Source organism: Pseudomonas sp. MLB6B, from assembly GCF_054508135.1.
On sequence record NZ_CP199313.1, the window covers coordinates 1,096,509 to 1,109,546 of the forward strand.

The window sequence follows — 13,038 nt, forward strand, 5'->3', positions numbered from 1 at the left end:
CCGCCTGGCTCCTTCTTTAAAGATGCTGGGCAGTCAGCTTCACGCCCAAAGCATTCACCACTCTGAGCACTGTGTCGTACCTCGGCTTTGCGCCGGGGCCGAGGGCTTTGTAGAGCGACTCGCGGTTAAGACCCGAATCGCGTGCCAACTGGGTCATTCCCCGTACCTTGGCAACTTCCTGCAACGCGCGGAGAAAAACATCAGGGTTGGGATCTTCCAGCGAAATGCTTAAAAATTCGGCGATCTCGGCATCGTTGTTCAAGTAGTCGGAAGCTTCGAAAACCTTCAAATCATTCATTTACCGCCTTCCTTCTCGATCTCGTCGAGGACGGATTTTGCTGGCTTTTCAGCCAGGCGTCGATCTCGTTACAAGCAGTCGCTAGGGACTGAAATGTTTCGACTGGAAAATCTCACTGACCATGGCAGGCGCAGCGAACAAATCTGGGAGCCAACAGAACGGTTATATAAAAATTCTTAAACAGTATTTTTAAGAATAAATCCCGCTCATTACTATAGCCCCCACGCCAGGCGACATTTCCCTACGACACTGCCCGGCATTCACGACTGGAGAACGAGCATGAGTGCCAATCTGCGCAGCATCGACGGACAAGACGAAGCCACCCTTCTGCGGGAGATTCAGAACGCGTTGCGCAACCTGCGCTTCGGCGCGGTGGAGATCACCGTGCACAACGCCCAAGTGGTACAGATCGAGCGCAAGGAGAAATTCCGTTTGCAACAGCCCGGCGGCAAACCGAGCTGATCGCCAGTAGCCCTGCCTAAAACAACATGCACAACATGCCTATCGGGAGCTTCACCATGTCCATCCGCCGTTACGCCCTGGCCGCTCTGGCCAGTGCCGTGTTTGCCGGTTCCGCCGTCGCCAAGGATTACGAACTGCTCAACGTGTCATACGACCCGACCCGTGAGCTGTACCAGCAATACAACGCCGAATTCATCAAGCACTGGCAGCAGAGCCACCCGGACGACAAGGTGAAGATCCAGCAATCCCACGGCGGCTCGGGCAAACAGGCCCGTGCGGTGATCGACGGTCTGCGCGCCGACGTCGTGACCCTGGCCCTGGCCGGCGACATCGACGAAGTCGCCAAGCTCGGCAAGACCCTGCCGGAGAACTGGCAGACCCGCCTGCCGGACGCCAGCACTCCGTACACCTCGACCATCGTGTTCCTGGTGCGCAAGGGCAACCCCAAGGGCATCAAGGACTGGGGCGACCTGATCAAGAAAGACGTATCGGTCATTACCCCGAACCCGAAAACCTCCGGCGGGGCACGCTGGAACTTCCTCGCCGCCTGGGCCTACGGCCTGAAGACCGGCGGCAGCGAAGATAAGGCCAAGGCCTACGTACAGGAGCTGTTCAAGCACGTGCCAGTGCTGGACACCGGCGCCCGCGGCTCGACCATCACCTTCGTCAACAACGGCCAGGGCGATGTCCTGCTGGCCTGGGAGAACGAAGCGTTCCTGGCGCTCAAGGAAGATGGCGGCGCCGACAAGTTCGACATCGTCGTGCCGTCGCTGTCGATCCTGGCCGAGCCACCGGTGGCCGTGGTCGACAAGAACGCCGAGAAGAAGGGCAACACCGAGATCGCCACCGAGTACCTCAAGCACCTGTACAGCCCGGCCGGGCAGAAGATCGCCGCAGAAAACTTCTACCGCCCGCGTGATGAGAAGGTCGCGGCCGAGTTCGGCAAGCAGTTCCCGAAACTCGATCTGGTGACCATCGACAAGGATTTCGGCGGCTGGAAAACCGCCCAGCCGAAGTTCTTCAACGACGGTGGTGTGTTCGATCAGATCTACCAGGCGCAGTGATCGGCTGATCCAAGCCCACACCCTCCAGTAGCCTGCACCGGCCCGGGATCGTCCCCGGGCTTGGTGCGTTCAACCAGGGACTTTTATGTCGCGACGTATTTCCCCCGTCATACCCGGCTTCGGGCTGACGCTGGGCTACACCTTGGTGTACCTCAGTCTGATCGTGCTGATACCGCTGGCCGCCATGTTCATCCATGCCTCGCAGCTGACCTGGGAGCAGTTCTGGGCCATCGTCACCGCGCCGCGGGTCATCGCCGCGCTCAAGCTGAGCTTCGGCACTGCGTTGCTCGCCGCCATCCTCAACGGTCTGATCGGCACCCTGCTGGCCTGGGTGCTGGTGCGTTACACCTTCCCCGGACGTAAGATCATCGATGCGATGATCGACCTGCCGTTCGCCCTGCCCACTGCGGTGGCCGGCATCGCCCTGACGGCGCTCTATGCGCCGGCCGGCTGGGTCGGCCAGTTCGCCACCGACCTGGGCTTCAAGATCGCCTACACCCCGCTGGGCATCACCCTGGCGCTGACCTTCGTCACGCTGCCGTTCGTGGTGCGCACGGTGCAGCCCGTGCTGGCGGACATCCCGCGTGAAGTGGAAGAGGCCGCCGCCTGCCTGGGCGCCAAACCCTTGCAGGTGTTCCGCCACGTGCTGGCGCCGGCGTTGTTGCCAGCCTGGCTGACCGGTTTCGCCCTGGCTTTCGCCCGCGGCGTGGGCGAATACGGTTCGGTGATCTTCATCGCCGGCAACATGCCGATGAAGACCGAGATCCTGCCGCTGCTGATCATGGTCAAGCTCGACCAATACGACTACACCGGCGCCACCGCCATCGGCGTGCTGATGCTGGTGGTTTCCTTCATCCTGCTGCTGCTGATCAACCTGTTGCAGCGGCGCATCGAAACCCCGTGAAGGAGGCTTGCCCATGTCCGCTTCGTCCTTAGGCCACGGCGCCTCCGTCAACGCCAATGCCGCCCGCCGCGGCAGTGCCACCGCCCGCCGCGTGCTCATCGTCTCGGCCTGGCTGGTGTTCGCCCTGTTCCTCCTGTTGCCACTGTTCATCGTGGTGTCGCAAGCGCTGAAAAACGGCTTCGGCACTTTCTTCGAGGCGATCTTCGAGCCCGACGCCCTGGCTGCTCTGCGTCTGACCTTGCTGGCGGTGGCGATCTCCGTACCGCTGAACCTGGTGTTCGGCCTGAGCGCCGCCTGGTGCGTGAGCAAGTACGATTTTCGCGGCAAGAGCATTCTGGTCACGCTGATCGACCTGCCGTTTTCGGTGTCGCCGGTAATCGCCGGTCTGGTCTACGTGCTGATGTTCGGCGCTCAGGGCCTGATCGGGCCGTGGCTGCAGGACCACGACATCCAGATCGTCTTCGCCCTGCCGGGCATCGTGCTGGCGACCATCTTCGTCACCGTGCCGTTCGTGGCCCGTGAGCTGATCCCGCTGATGCAAGAGCAGGGCACCCAGGAAGAGGAGGCCGCGCGCCTGCTGGGCGCCAACGGCTGGCAGATGTTCTGGCACGTGACCCTGCCGAACATCAAATGGGGCCTGATCTACGGTGTGGTGCTCTGCACCGCGCGGGCGATGGGCGAGTTCGGTGCGGTGTCGGTGGTGTCCGGCCACATCCGCGGCGTGACCAACACCTTGCCGCTGCACGTCGAGATCCTCTACAACGAGTACAACCATGTCGCGGCCTTCAGCGTTGCCAGCTTGCTGCTGATCCTGGCGCTGTTCATCCTGCTGCTCAAGCAGTGGAGCGAATCCCGCATTAACCGTCTGCGCCATAACGCAGCGGAGGACTAATTCATGTCGATCGAAGTTCGCAACGTCAGCAAGCGTTTCAACAGTTTCCAGGCCTTGAACGCCATCAACCTGGACATCCACAGCGGCGAGCTGGTGGCGCTGCTCGGCCCGTCCGGCTGCGGCAAGACCACCCTGCTGCGCATCATCGCCGGGCTGGAAACCCCGGACGACGGCAACATCGTGTTCCACGGCGAGGACGTCTCGGGGCACGACGTGCGCGATCGCAACGTCGGCTTCGTGTTTCAGCACTACGCGCTGTTCCGCCACATGAGCGTGTTCGACAACGTCGCCTTCGGCCTGCGCATGAAGCCCAAGGGCGAGCGCCCCAACGAAAGCCAGATCAAGGCCAAGGTGCATGAGCTGTTGAGCATGGTGCAGCTCGACTGGCTCGCCGACCGCTACCCGGAGCAATTGTCCGGGGGGCAGCGCCAGCGCATCGCCCTGGCCCGCGCCCTGGCGGTGGAACCCAAGGTGCTGCTGCTCGACGAGCCGTTCGGCGCGCTCGACGCCAAAGTGCGCAAGGAGCTGCGCCGCTGGTTGGCGCGGCTGCACGAGGACATCAACCTGACCTCGGTGTTCGTCACCCACGACCAGGAGGAAGCCATGGAAGTGGCCGACCGCATCGTGGTGATGAACAAGGGTGTGATCGAGCAGATCGGCTCGCCGGGCGAGGTGTACGAGAAGCCGGCCAACGACTTCGTCTACCACTTCCTCGGCGACTCCAACCGACTGAGCCTCAGCGAGGGCCAGCACGTGCTGTTCCGTCCGCACGAGGTGTCGCTGTCGCGACACGAAACCGAGGGCCACCATGCCGCAGAGGTGCGCGACATCCGCCCGCTGGGCGCGACCACGCGCATCACGCTGAAGGTGGAAGGGCAGAGCGAGCTGATCGAGGCCGAAGTGGTCAAGGACCATGACAGCCTAACCGGCCTGGCGCGCGGCGAGACGCTGTTCTTCCGGCCCAAGGTGTGGCAGCAGGTGCAGGACGTCTGAGGCGGTCGAGCACCCAGTGCCGAGCGGCGGACTACCGAGTCGAACGCAGGTCAGGTGCTACCTGCGCTAGCGCGTAAGTCAGGGGCGGCCAACGTGAGGTTGCCTGTGCGGGGCTCGCCCGGTCGTCGCCAGCGACGGGACGTCGACTCGGTTGAAGCGTTACCGCAGCCATGAATACCAACGCCGGGGCCGCTCACACCGCCCTGGCGTTGGTGCGTTTGGGGTAGGTTCAGTCAGCAGGGGTTTTCGCAACGCTGCGGATTCTGCTTCACTTGACGGCTCATCGCCCACGGACGACAGCCATCATGACCACTGCCCTGCAGCGCATCCACTTCAACCATTCCCATCCGATCCTCACCCGCCCGCACGACCACGACCTGCACGGCCATGTGTCCGGCGCCTCGGTGCATGCCTATTTCGAAACCGCCTTGCAGGCCTTCCTGTTGCAGGAGGCCGAACTCGACCTGCGCGAAGGGCCGCTGGCGGCGTTCGTGGTCAGCTCGTCGGCGGATTTCTTCGCGCTGCCGGGCTTTCCCGATGTGCTGGAAGTGGCGTTGGGGGTGAGTCGATTGGCGGGGAGCACGGTGGAGTACCGTCTGGGCCTGTTCCGCCCAAGTGAGCCGGAGCCCTGTGCGGTAGGGCGGGTGGTGCAAGTGTTCGTCGAACGCGCCAGTGGCCGGCCGGCCAACTTGCCTGAGGCGTTGCAGCAGTTGTTGGCGGGTCTGCAGTTGCCCGAGCCCCTGTAAAAAGGCCCCGTCCGTGGGACAGGGCCTGATGGGTACGGCAATCGCCTTCGATCAGCGGTGATGGCGATGGTGCTTGGGGCCATGGTGCTTGCGATGGCCATAATGGCGACCCCGGTCGTGGCGGCGGTCGTCGTAACCGCGGCGGGCCTCGCGATCGTTGCGGTCGGCCCGATTGCCCATGTAGTTGCCCAGTGCACCGCCCGCGCCGCCGCCTGCCGCTGCGCCGATCAAGCTGCCAGTGCTGCCGCCTACGGTGCGGCCGATGACGTTGCCGCCGGCTGCGCCCAGGCCACCGCCGATGGCGGCTTCGCCGCGTTGGCGCTTGTCCGCGCCCACGGCGCTACCGGCGGCGCCGCCCAGGCCTGCGCCGATGGCCGAGCCCGTACTGCCGCCAACGGACTGGCCTACTACCGAGCCCAGTACGCCACCCAGTGCGCCGCCGATGCCGGCTTCGGTGTTTCCGCCAGCTGAGGCGGTACCGCTGAGCAGGCCCAAGGACAACAGGAGCATTACGCAGGACTTTTTCATCGATCTTGTCTCATAGGGATGACGGGGCCGAATGTGCCGCCGGCATCGACCCTTGGCAATGCAATTCCGACGAATAGCACGCAAGCTAACGATTTAGCTAAGTGTTTGTTTTTGCTATGAAACTTTGTTAGAGAAATGCTGTCATACGCTACTTGGGGAAAAGCCCTGGCCATTGCGGTCGGGGCTTTTTTGCAACCAGGCCAAAAGGCTCCCCTGGTAACGTCCAACGCTTCGGTTCGCGGCTCGCCTGCAGGCGCTCCATTGGAACCTTCCTCTGCAATCGACACAGCAGGTGCCAAAGCGGTCGCCCGGCTCCGTCGCAAGCAGAAAAAGGCCCCGCGATGCGGGGCTTCGTCATACAGCGACGGTACGTTATCCGATCAGAGAATCCGCCCGTTGTCCCGCGCCCGCTCCAGCTTGATCGCCACGAATTTCGAAGTCGGCGTATGGCTGCCGTCGCCCACGCTGTCCAGCGGCACCAGAGGGTTCACCTCCGGGTAGTAGGCCGCCGCCTGTCCCGCTGGAATGTCGAACGCCAGTAGGGTGAAGCCGTGCACACGGCGCACATGCTCGTCGCCCCACAACGACACGATGTCGACCTTCTGCCCCGGCTGGAAGCCCAGGCGGACGATGTCGGCTTCGTTGACGAACAGCACGTCGCGCTGGCCGCGCACGCCGCGGTAGCGGTCGTCCATGCCGTAGATGGTGGTGTTGTACTGGTCGTGCGAGCGCATCGACTGCATCACCAGGTCCGGTACTTGGCCGCTGGCCAGCACCCGTGGGTCGATCAGCGTGTCCGGCAGCAGGTTGGCCTTGAAGTTGGCGCGGCCGTTGGTCGTCGCCCAGGCTCGGCGCGCGGCGCTGTTGCCCAGATAGAAGCCGCCAGGGTTTTGCAGGCGCAGGTTGAAGTCGGTGAAGCCCGGAATGGTGTCGGCGATCAGCTCGCGGATGCGGTCGTAATCGGCCACCAGCCAGTGCCAGTCGACCGGCTTCTTGCCCAGGGTCGCGGCGGCGATGCCGGCGACGATGGCAGGCTCGGAGCGCATCTGCTTGGACAGTGCCTTGAGCTGGCCGTTGGAGGCGTGGACCATGCTGAACGAGTCTTCCACAGTCACCGCCTGCGGGCCGTCGGCCTGCAAGTCGATGTCGGTGCGGCCCAGGCACGGCAGGATCAACGCGTTCTTGCCGTGCAGCAGGTGGCTGCGGTTGAGCTTGGTGCTGATCTGCACGGTCAGGTCGCAGTTGAGCAGGGCCTGCGCGGTGCGCTCGGTGTCGGGCGTGGCCTGGGCGAAGTTGCCGCCCAGGGCGATGAACACCTTGGCGCGACCGTCGAGCATGGCCTGGATCGCTTCGACCACGTTGTGGCCATTGTGGCGCGGCACCTGGAAGCCGAAGCGCTGTTCGATGGCATTGAGCAGCGCCACCGGTGGGCGCTCGTTGATGCCCATGGTGCGGTCGCCCTGCACGTTGCTGTGGCCGCGCACCGGGCACAGGCCGGCACCTGGTACGCCGATGTTGCCGCGCAGCATCTGCAGGTTGACCAGTTCCTGGATGGTCGGCACCGAGTGGCGGTGCTGGGTGATGCCCATGGCCCAGCACATGATCACGCGCTTGCCTTTGCAGTACATGCGCGCGGCCAGTTCGATGTCTTCCAGGCTCAGGCCGGACTGTTCCTGAATGTGCGCCCAAGGCGTGGCGTCGACCACTGCCAGGTACTCGTCGATGCCGTGGCCGTGCTCGGCGATGAAGGCGTGGTCGAACACCGCCGGCTCGCCCTTGGCCTGGGCGTCGCGCTCCCATTGCAGGGTGAACTTGGCCATGCCGCGCATCAGCGCCATGTCGCCGCCCAGGGCCGGGCGCAGGAAGGCGGTATTGGTCGGCTTGTCGCTGTTGGTGAGCATTTCCAGCATGTGTTGCGGGTGCTGGAAGCGCTCCAGGCCACGCTCCTTGAGCGGGTTGATGCACACCACCTGAGCCCCGCGTTTCACCGCGTCGCGCAGCGGGTCGAGCATGCGCGGGTGGTTGGTGCCGGGGTTCTGGCCCCAGACGAAGATCGCATCGGAGTGCTCGAAATCGTCGTAGGTGACCGTACCCTTGCCGACGCCGACGCTCTGGCCCAAGGCCACGCCGCTGGCTTCATGGCACATGTTCGAACAGTCGGGGAAGTTGTTGGTGCCGAAGGCGCGCACGAACAGCTGGTACAGGTATGCCGCCTCGTTGCTGGCCCGGCCCGAGGTGTAGAACTCGGCCTGGTCGGGGCTTTCCAGGGCATTGAGGTGCTGGGCGATGAGGGCGAATGCGCCGTCCCAGTCGATGGGCTTGTAGCGGTCGCTGCCGGCGTCGTAGACCATCGGCTCGGTCAGGCGGCCCTGGTATTCGAGCCAGTAGTCGCTCTGCTCGCGCAGCGAGCTGACGCTGTAGCGGGCGAAGAAGGCCGCATCGACGCGGCGCTTGGTGGCTTCCCAGTTGACCGCCTTGGCGCCGTTCTCGCAGAACTTGACCATGCCGCTCTCGGGCGAATCGCCCCACGCGCAGCCGGGGCAGTCGAAGCCGCCATTCTGGTTGGTCTTGAGCATCGCGCGCAGGTTCTTCAGCGCGTTGTCGCTGCCGATCCAGGCCTTGGTCACGCTGATCAGCGCGCCCCAACCGCCGGCAGGGCCGGGGTAGGGCTTGTAGCGCGGGCTGGACGCAGGGGCGTTGTCGGGAATCTTTTGATGCGAGTTCACGATGGCTACTCCGACGCGGGGCTGTAGACCCGCGGTGCGCTGTGTTTGGGCAAATGGATCAGGTTGAGGTTGTGCTTGCGTGCCCATTGCAGGGCAAGGCCGGTGGGCGCCGAAAGGCTGACCAGGGTCTGGATGCCGGCGCGCAGCACCTTCTGGATCAGTTCCAGGCTGCAGCGGCTGGTGACGATGGCAAGGCCGCCGGCGGTGTCTAGGCGCTGGCGCAGCAGGGCGCCGATCAGCTTGTCGAGGGCGTTGTGCCGACCGATGTCTTCGCGGCCCATCAGCAGCTCGCCGTGGCGGTCCATGAACAGTGCAGCATGCACCGCGCCGCAGTGTTGGCCCAAGGGTTGGAAGGCGTCGATGCGCTTGCGCAGGTCGGCCAGCCAGGCCGCTGGCGGCAAGGGCGCGCCGGGCAGTACGTGCAGGTCGGGCAGCGCCTGCTCCAGGGCCTCGACCCCGCATAGGCCACAGCCGCTGGTGCCGGCCAATTGACGGCGTTGGTCCTTGAGCTGCCAGAAGGCGCGGCTGGCGATCTCGACGTCGGCATACAGCGCCGAGCCTGTGCCCGACAGCTTAATGTCGTAGATGTCGTCGGTACTGGTGACCAGCCCGCTGCCGATGCTGAAACCGACCACGAAGTCGTCGAGATCGGTGGGGCTGACCAGCATCACCGCCTGGTTCAGGCCGTTATAGGCGATGGCCAGGGCCACTTCTTCGGCCAGAGGCGTGGCGGCGCGGGTGCCGTCGTCGAGCTGGACGTAATCGTAGCCGTTGCTGGCGGAAGGCAAGGTGAGCGAGATGGATGCCGCGCAGACCGGAGGCTTGCTGTTCATCGAGGCGGATCACCGAGGGGATAGGCTTCCCAGCCTATGCCCATGGGCAGGAAGCGTCTAATCGCTAGATTCGATACCTTGATAGACCGCGTCGATCGGTCGCACCCCCTCGTCCAGATCGCTGCCTAAAGAGCCTCCACCAGCGTGCGGATCTGTTCCTGGCGCTCGCGCTGGTCCAGCCGTGGCTTGGGGTTGAGGATCGACCATTGCGGGTGGGCGCGAGCCTTGTGCAGGGCGGCGGGCAGCTTGCCTTCGCGCCAGGTGCGCTCGGCCGGCGCCGATAGCGCGATGCTGCCCTGCGCGGCGTGGCCGCGGCTGTCGAGGGCTTGCATCAGTTGCTGCTGACGCAAGGCCAGAAGGCGTAGCACGGTGTCGTCCACGGTCAGCTCGCGCTGGCCCTTGAGTTTGCCCATCAACCGCCCGCCGTAGCTGCGCGCGGTCTGCAACGCGCCGCCGGCGATGGCGCCGGCCAGGGCAGCGGCGCCCAGGGTCAGGCCGCCCATCAGCAGGTCGACGCCAGCACCGGCAGCGGCACCCGCGGCGACGCCGCCGCCTACACGCACGCCCAGTTGACGCAGGGTTTCGGGGTTGAACAGGTCGTCGCGCCAACGCCCGTCCAGCAGCGGCACTTCGTCGGCCGCCGCGTCTTCCCGGCGGAAGGCATACAACGCCAGCAGGGCTTCGACGCACTGCTGCTCGCGCTGGCGCACCGCCTGGCGCAGGGCGGTGGTCGCGGCCGCCTGCGCGGCGGGCTCGCTATCCACGCTGCGCCGGCACGCCGCACAGTCGATGAGCAGCTCGGCGATCAGCCGCTTGCCGTTGGCCTGACGCGCCAGGCGCTGGGCCTGCTGGTCGGCGACCAGCCGCTGCAAGGCAGGGCGGGCGTTTTCCAGCAGCAGGGCCAGGCTGTCGTAGAGACGCTGCTCGCCGTCCTGCGGCGGTGCCACGCTGTCGAAACGTACCAAGGCGTGCAGACCGAGGCGGGCCAGGGCCTCGCGCCACTGCGGCTCGCGGTGTTGTTCGCTGGCCACGAAGTTGAGCACCGGTAGCAAGGGTTTGCCGCAACTGGCCAGCACCTCTAACTCGTCGCGGTATTTGGCCAGTACCGGCTCGCGGGCGTCGATCACGTACAGCCCGGCATCGCTGGCCAGCAGTTGGCGCAACACCTTGGCTTCCTGTTCGAAACGCTGGCGCGCCTCGCTGCCCTGCAGGAAACGTTGCAGCCTCGCTGGGCCGTCGAGGCGCTCGCCGGGGCGCTCCAGACGTTCCAGGTGTTCGAGCAGGGCGATGGCGTCTTCCAGGCCAGGCGTATCGTACAGCTCCAGCAAGGGCTCGCCGTCCACCGACAGGCGCGCGCCTTCCACATGACGGGTGGTGCTGGGGCGGTGCGAGACCTCACCGAAGGTCACGTCGCGGGTAAGGGTGCGCAGCAGCGAGGTCTTGCCGACGTTGGTATGGCCCACCAGAGCGAGCTTCAGGGGTTCGGTCATGGGTAGGCTCCTGCGGGGCCATGGTCGGCGGCGGCGAGTTCGCGCCCAGGTCGGCGCAACCCGGAAAGAACAGTGGTGGGCCTGCTTTCGCCAGGTGGAAGGCCGCGCTGCGGCGGGCTCGATGTCGGTCGCTCAGTCATGGCCATGCTCCAGCCAGGCGAGCGGCAAGCGTTCGCTGTGGGCCAGGCCCAGCCGCTCGAGCGCTTCGTGCCAGTCGCCCAGGCGCGTGGCGTCCAGGGTTTCGCCGGCGACGGCCGGCAGCAGCCAGATGCGCGTGGCGCCTGCATTGCGCGCCAGTTCCGCGAGCAGCGCCAGGCTGCCACGGTCGGGCGAGCGTTGCGGGTCGCAGGCGATCAGCAGGCGCTCGGGCGGAAACCGCCCGAGCTGCTCGAGCAGGTGGTTGCGCGAAGCACGGTTGTCGAGCAGGCCGGCATCGCTGACCGTGGCGGGCAGCGTAGGTGGCCAGGCGCGTCGGTCATCCAGCTCCAGGCCGACCAGCAGGACGCCATGGCTGCCCAACTCGGGTGTGGACAACTCGGCCTGGGGCAGCGCTGCGGGGGCCGGGTCCTGTACGCCCAAGCGCTCGCTGCTGGGCATCAGCACGTCGCGCAACTGGCGGTAGGCGGGCAGTTCGAGGTCCAGTCCCAGGTGCGCGCGGCCCTGGCGCCAGCGCCACAGGCACAGCATCGCCAGCAGCAGGCGCGGCACCAGGCCGTACACCAGCACCACGCCCAGCAGCCAGCTGGCCCAGGCCTGGCGCGCCACTTCCAGCGCCGGCTGGGTCGCGCCGCTGGCGCGGATCATCGCCTCACTGGGAAGGCCGAAGCCAAGCAGGGCGGGCAGGGCGCCGAGGGTCTGGGTCAGTTCGATGAACGGCTCGGCGGCCAGCAGCGTCGTCTCCCAGACGAAGCCATAGCGTCGCCCGGCCAGCAGGACCAGCAGCATGCCCAGCGCGCTGAGCATCGCCAGCAGCCACAGGCCATGCACCCACAGCCCGAGCAGCCAGCGCGACAAGCGCCGCCGCTCCAGCATCACCAGCAGCGCCGGCGCCAATTGCGCGGCCTGGGCGTCGCGCGCCAGGCGCTCGGCGAGCCACAGCCACAGGCGGCCAAGCCCCGCGCCGTGCTCGCCCGACAGCCAGGAGCCCACGGCCCAGCCCAGCAGCATCAGCAGGTTCAGCCCCAGCAGGCTGCCCAGCGCCCAGAACACGTTGACCGGGCGCATGCCATCGCCTAATGCGGCAAAGGCAAGGCCTGCGCCACTGAGCACGGCGAACAGCATCAACCCCAGCAGCGCCAGGCGCGCGCCCTGCTTCCAGTGGCGCAGCGCCGTGACCATGCCGTCGCGCTCGGCCAGCCACAGGGCGCGGCGTTCGATGCGCTGGGCCAGGTCGCCGCCTTGCTGGCGGGCCTGGCGGTTGGCCGCTTGATCGTCCAGCAGGCCGGCGTGTTCCTCGCGCAGACGCACCACCTCGGTGAGCCAGCGCGTGTCGAATCGGGTCAGTCCAGTCACAGGCTCTTCCAGTGCGCGATTGAGGGGTGGAAGCATAACCCAGGCAGGGTTTGCTATCCTCGCCGGCATGACCACACCACTCCCCCTCAGCCTGATCGCGGCCCTCGCCGAGAACCGCGTCATCGGCATCGACAATTCCATGCCCTGGCACCTGCCGGGGGACTTCAAGTACTTCAAGGCCACCACCCTGGGCAAGCCGATCATCATGGGCCGCAAGACCTGGGATTCGCTCGGCCGACCGCTGCCGGGGCGGCTCAACCTGGTGGTCAGCCGCCAGGCGGGTTTGCAACTCGATGGCGCCGAAGTGTTCGCCTCGCTGGAGCAGGCGCAGCGGCGCGCCGAGCAGTGGGCACGCGAGCAGGGCGTCGACGAAGTGATGTTGATTGGCGGTGCGCAGCTTTATACCCAGGCGTTGGAGGAGGGGCTGGTCAGCCGCATGTACCTGACCCAGGTCGAACTGAGCCCGCTCGGCGACGCGTGGTTCCCGGCGTTCGACGAGAGCCGCTGGCAACTGACGTCCAGCGCGCCGCAGCCCAGCGACGGGCCGGGATATCGTTTCGAGGTGTGGGACAAGCGCTAGGTGGCTGTGT

13 protein-coding genes are annotated in these 13,038 nt (G+C 65.9%); 7 read left to right on the top strand and 6 right to left on the bottom strand.

Annotated features, from left to right (window positions below):
* Positions 1–16 precede the first annotated feature (16 nt).
* Positions 17–298 carry an addiction module antidote protein gene (locus ACSMEV_RS04655; RefSeq protein ID WP_296269126.1) on the bottom strand — a complete coding sequence of 94 codons (282 nt, stop codon included), beginning with the start codon at positions 296–298 and terminating at the stop codon, positions 17–19.
* Positions 299–577: 279 nt separating this feature from the next.
* On the opposite strand from ACSMEV_RS04655, the gene oscA reads away from it, so the two are divergent.
* The 6 genes from oscA to ACSMEV_RS04685 all read left to right on the top strand — a co-directional run bounded on the left by oscA (position 578) and on the right by ACSMEV_RS04685 (position 5,359).
* On the top strand, positions 578–760 hold the full coding sequence (oscA, locus tag ACSMEV_RS04660) for a sulfur starvation response protein OscA (RefSeq protein ID WP_296269125.1): 183 nt from the start codon (positions 578–580) through the stop codon (positions 758–760).
* Between the two features lie 56 nt (positions 761–816).
* On the top strand, positions 817–1,824 hold the full coding sequence (locus ACSMEV_RS04665) for a sulfate ABC transporter substrate-binding protein (protein WP_459207446.1): 1,008 nt from the start codon (positions 817–819) through the stop codon (positions 1,822–1,824).
* Between the two features lie 85 nt (positions 1,825–1,909).
* Positions 1,910–2,728 (top strand): sulfate ABC transporter permease subunit CysT, encoded by an 819-nt coding sequence (gene cysT / locus ACSMEV_RS04670; RefSeq protein ID WP_296269123.1) that lies wholly within the window; start codon positions 1,910–1,912, stop codon positions 2,726–2,728.
* A gap of 13 nt (positions 2,729–2,741) precedes the next feature.
* Positions 2,742–3,620: a sulfate ABC transporter permease subunit CysW gene (gene cysW, locus ACSMEV_RS04675; RefSeq protein WP_459207447.1), complete on the top strand. Its 879-nt coding sequence runs from the start codon at positions 2,742–2,744 to the stop codon at positions 3,618–3,620.
* 3 nt (positions 3,621–3,623) lie between these two features.
* Complete coding sequence (locus tag ACSMEV_RS04680) at positions 3,624–4,613, top strand: sulfate/molybdate ABC transporter ATP-binding protein (RefSeq protein WP_459207448.1); 990 nt, start codon at positions 3,624–3,626, stop codon at positions 4,611–4,613.
* 305 nt (positions 4,614–4,918) lie between these two features.
* Complete coding sequence (locus ACSMEV_RS04685) at positions 4,919–5,359, top strand: acyl-CoA thioesterase (RefSeq protein ID WP_296269120.1); 441 nt, start codon at positions 4,919–4,921, stop codon at positions 5,357–5,359.
* Between the two features lie 51 nt (positions 5,360–5,410).
* Here ACSMEV_RS04685 and ACSMEV_RS04690 read toward each other — a convergent pair whose 3' ends face one another.
* From ACSMEV_RS04690 to ACSMEV_RS04710, 5 genes are all read right to left on the bottom strand, one after another.
* Positions 5,411–5,887: a glycine zipper domain-containing protein gene (locus ACSMEV_RS04690; protein WP_296269119.1), complete on the bottom strand. Its 477-nt coding sequence runs from the start codon at positions 5,885–5,887 to the stop codon at positions 5,411–5,413.
* Between the two features lie 380 nt (positions 5,888–6,267).
* Positions 6,268–8,595 carry an FdhF/YdeP family oxidoreductase gene (locus tag ACSMEV_RS04695; protein ID WP_459208289.1) on the bottom strand — a complete coding sequence of 776 codons (2,328 nt, stop codon included), beginning with the start codon at positions 8,593–8,595 and terminating at the stop codon, positions 6,268–6,270.
* Between the two features lie 23 nt (positions 8,596–8,618).
* Positions 8,619–9,446, bottom strand: coding sequence for a formate dehydrogenase accessory sulfurtransferase FdhD (gene fdhD / locus ACSMEV_RS04700; protein WP_459207449.1), 828 nt, complete (start codon positions 9,444–9,446; stop codon positions 8,619–8,621).
* 125 nt (positions 9,447–9,571) lie between these two features.
* Complete coding sequence (locus tag ACSMEV_RS04705) at positions 9,572–10,936, bottom strand: GTPase/DUF3482 domain-containing protein (protein WP_459207450.1); 1,365 nt, start codon at positions 10,934–10,936, stop codon at positions 9,572–9,574.
* Between the two features lie 132 nt (positions 10,937–11,068).
* Positions 11,069–12,460 carry a DUF2868 domain-containing protein gene (locus ACSMEV_RS04710; RefSeq protein WP_459208290.1) on the bottom strand — a complete coding sequence of 464 codons (1,392 nt, stop codon included), beginning with the start codon at positions 12,458–12,460 and terminating at the stop codon, positions 11,069–11,071.
* Between the two features lie 55 nt (positions 12,461–12,515).
* Here ACSMEV_RS04710 and ACSMEV_RS04715 point away from each other — a divergent pair, with 55 nt between their 5' ends.
* Positions 12,516–13,028 carry a dihydrofolate reductase gene (locus tag ACSMEV_RS04715; RefSeq protein ID WP_459207451.1) on the top strand — a complete coding sequence of 171 codons (513 nt, stop codon included), beginning with the start codon at positions 12,516–12,518 and terminating at the stop codon, positions 13,026–13,028.
* The last annotated feature ends 10 nt before the right edge of the window (positions 13,029–13,038 follow it).

What these genes read in the sequence shown, in the direction of transcription:
- cysW (WP_459207447.1), top strand. Translation starts at nt 2,742, where the DNA reads ATGTCCGCTTCGTCCTTAGGCCACGGCGCCTCCGTCAACGCCAATGCC.
- ACSMEV_RS04655 (WP_296269126.1), bottom strand. Translation starts at nt 298, where the DNA reads ATGAATGATTTGAAGGTTTTCGAAGCTTCCGACTACTTGAACAACGAT.
- ACSMEV_RS04665 (WP_459207446.1), top strand. Translation starts at nt 817, where the DNA reads ATGTCCATCCGCCGTTACGCCCTGGCCGCTCTGGCCAGTGCCGTGTTT.
- ACSMEV_RS04705 (WP_459207450.1), bottom strand. Translation starts at nt 10,936, where the DNA reads ATGACCGAACCCCTGAAGCTCGCTCTGGTGGGCCATACCAACGTCGGC.
- ACSMEV_RS04685 (WP_296269120.1), top strand. Translation starts at nt 4,919, where the DNA reads ATGACCACTGCCCTGCAGCGCATCCACTTCAACCATTCCCATCCGATC.
- oscA (WP_296269125.1), top strand. Translation starts at nt 578, where the DNA reads ATGAGTGCCAATCTGCGCAGCATCGACGGACAAGACGAAGCCACCCTT.
- fdhD (WP_459207449.1), bottom strand. Translation starts at nt 9,446, where the DNA reads ATGAACAGCAAGCCTCCGGTCTGCGCGGCATCCATCTCGCTCACCTTG.
- cysT (WP_296269123.1), top strand. Translation starts at nt 1,910, where the DNA reads ATGTCGCGACGTATTTCCCCCGTCATACCCGGCTTCGGGCTGACGCTG.
- ACSMEV_RS04680 (WP_459207448.1), top strand. Translation starts at nt 3,624, where the DNA reads ATGTCGATCGAAGTTCGCAACGTCAGCAAGCGTTTCAACAGTTTCCAG.
- ACSMEV_RS04690 (WP_296269119.1), bottom strand. Translation starts at nt 5,887, where the DNA reads ATGAAAAAGTCCTGCGTAATGCTCCTGTTGTCCTTGGGCCTGCTCAGC.
- ACSMEV_RS04715 (WP_459207451.1), top strand. Translation starts at nt 12,516, where the DNA reads ATGACCACACCACTCCCCCTCAGCCTGATCGCGGCCCTCGCCGAGAAC.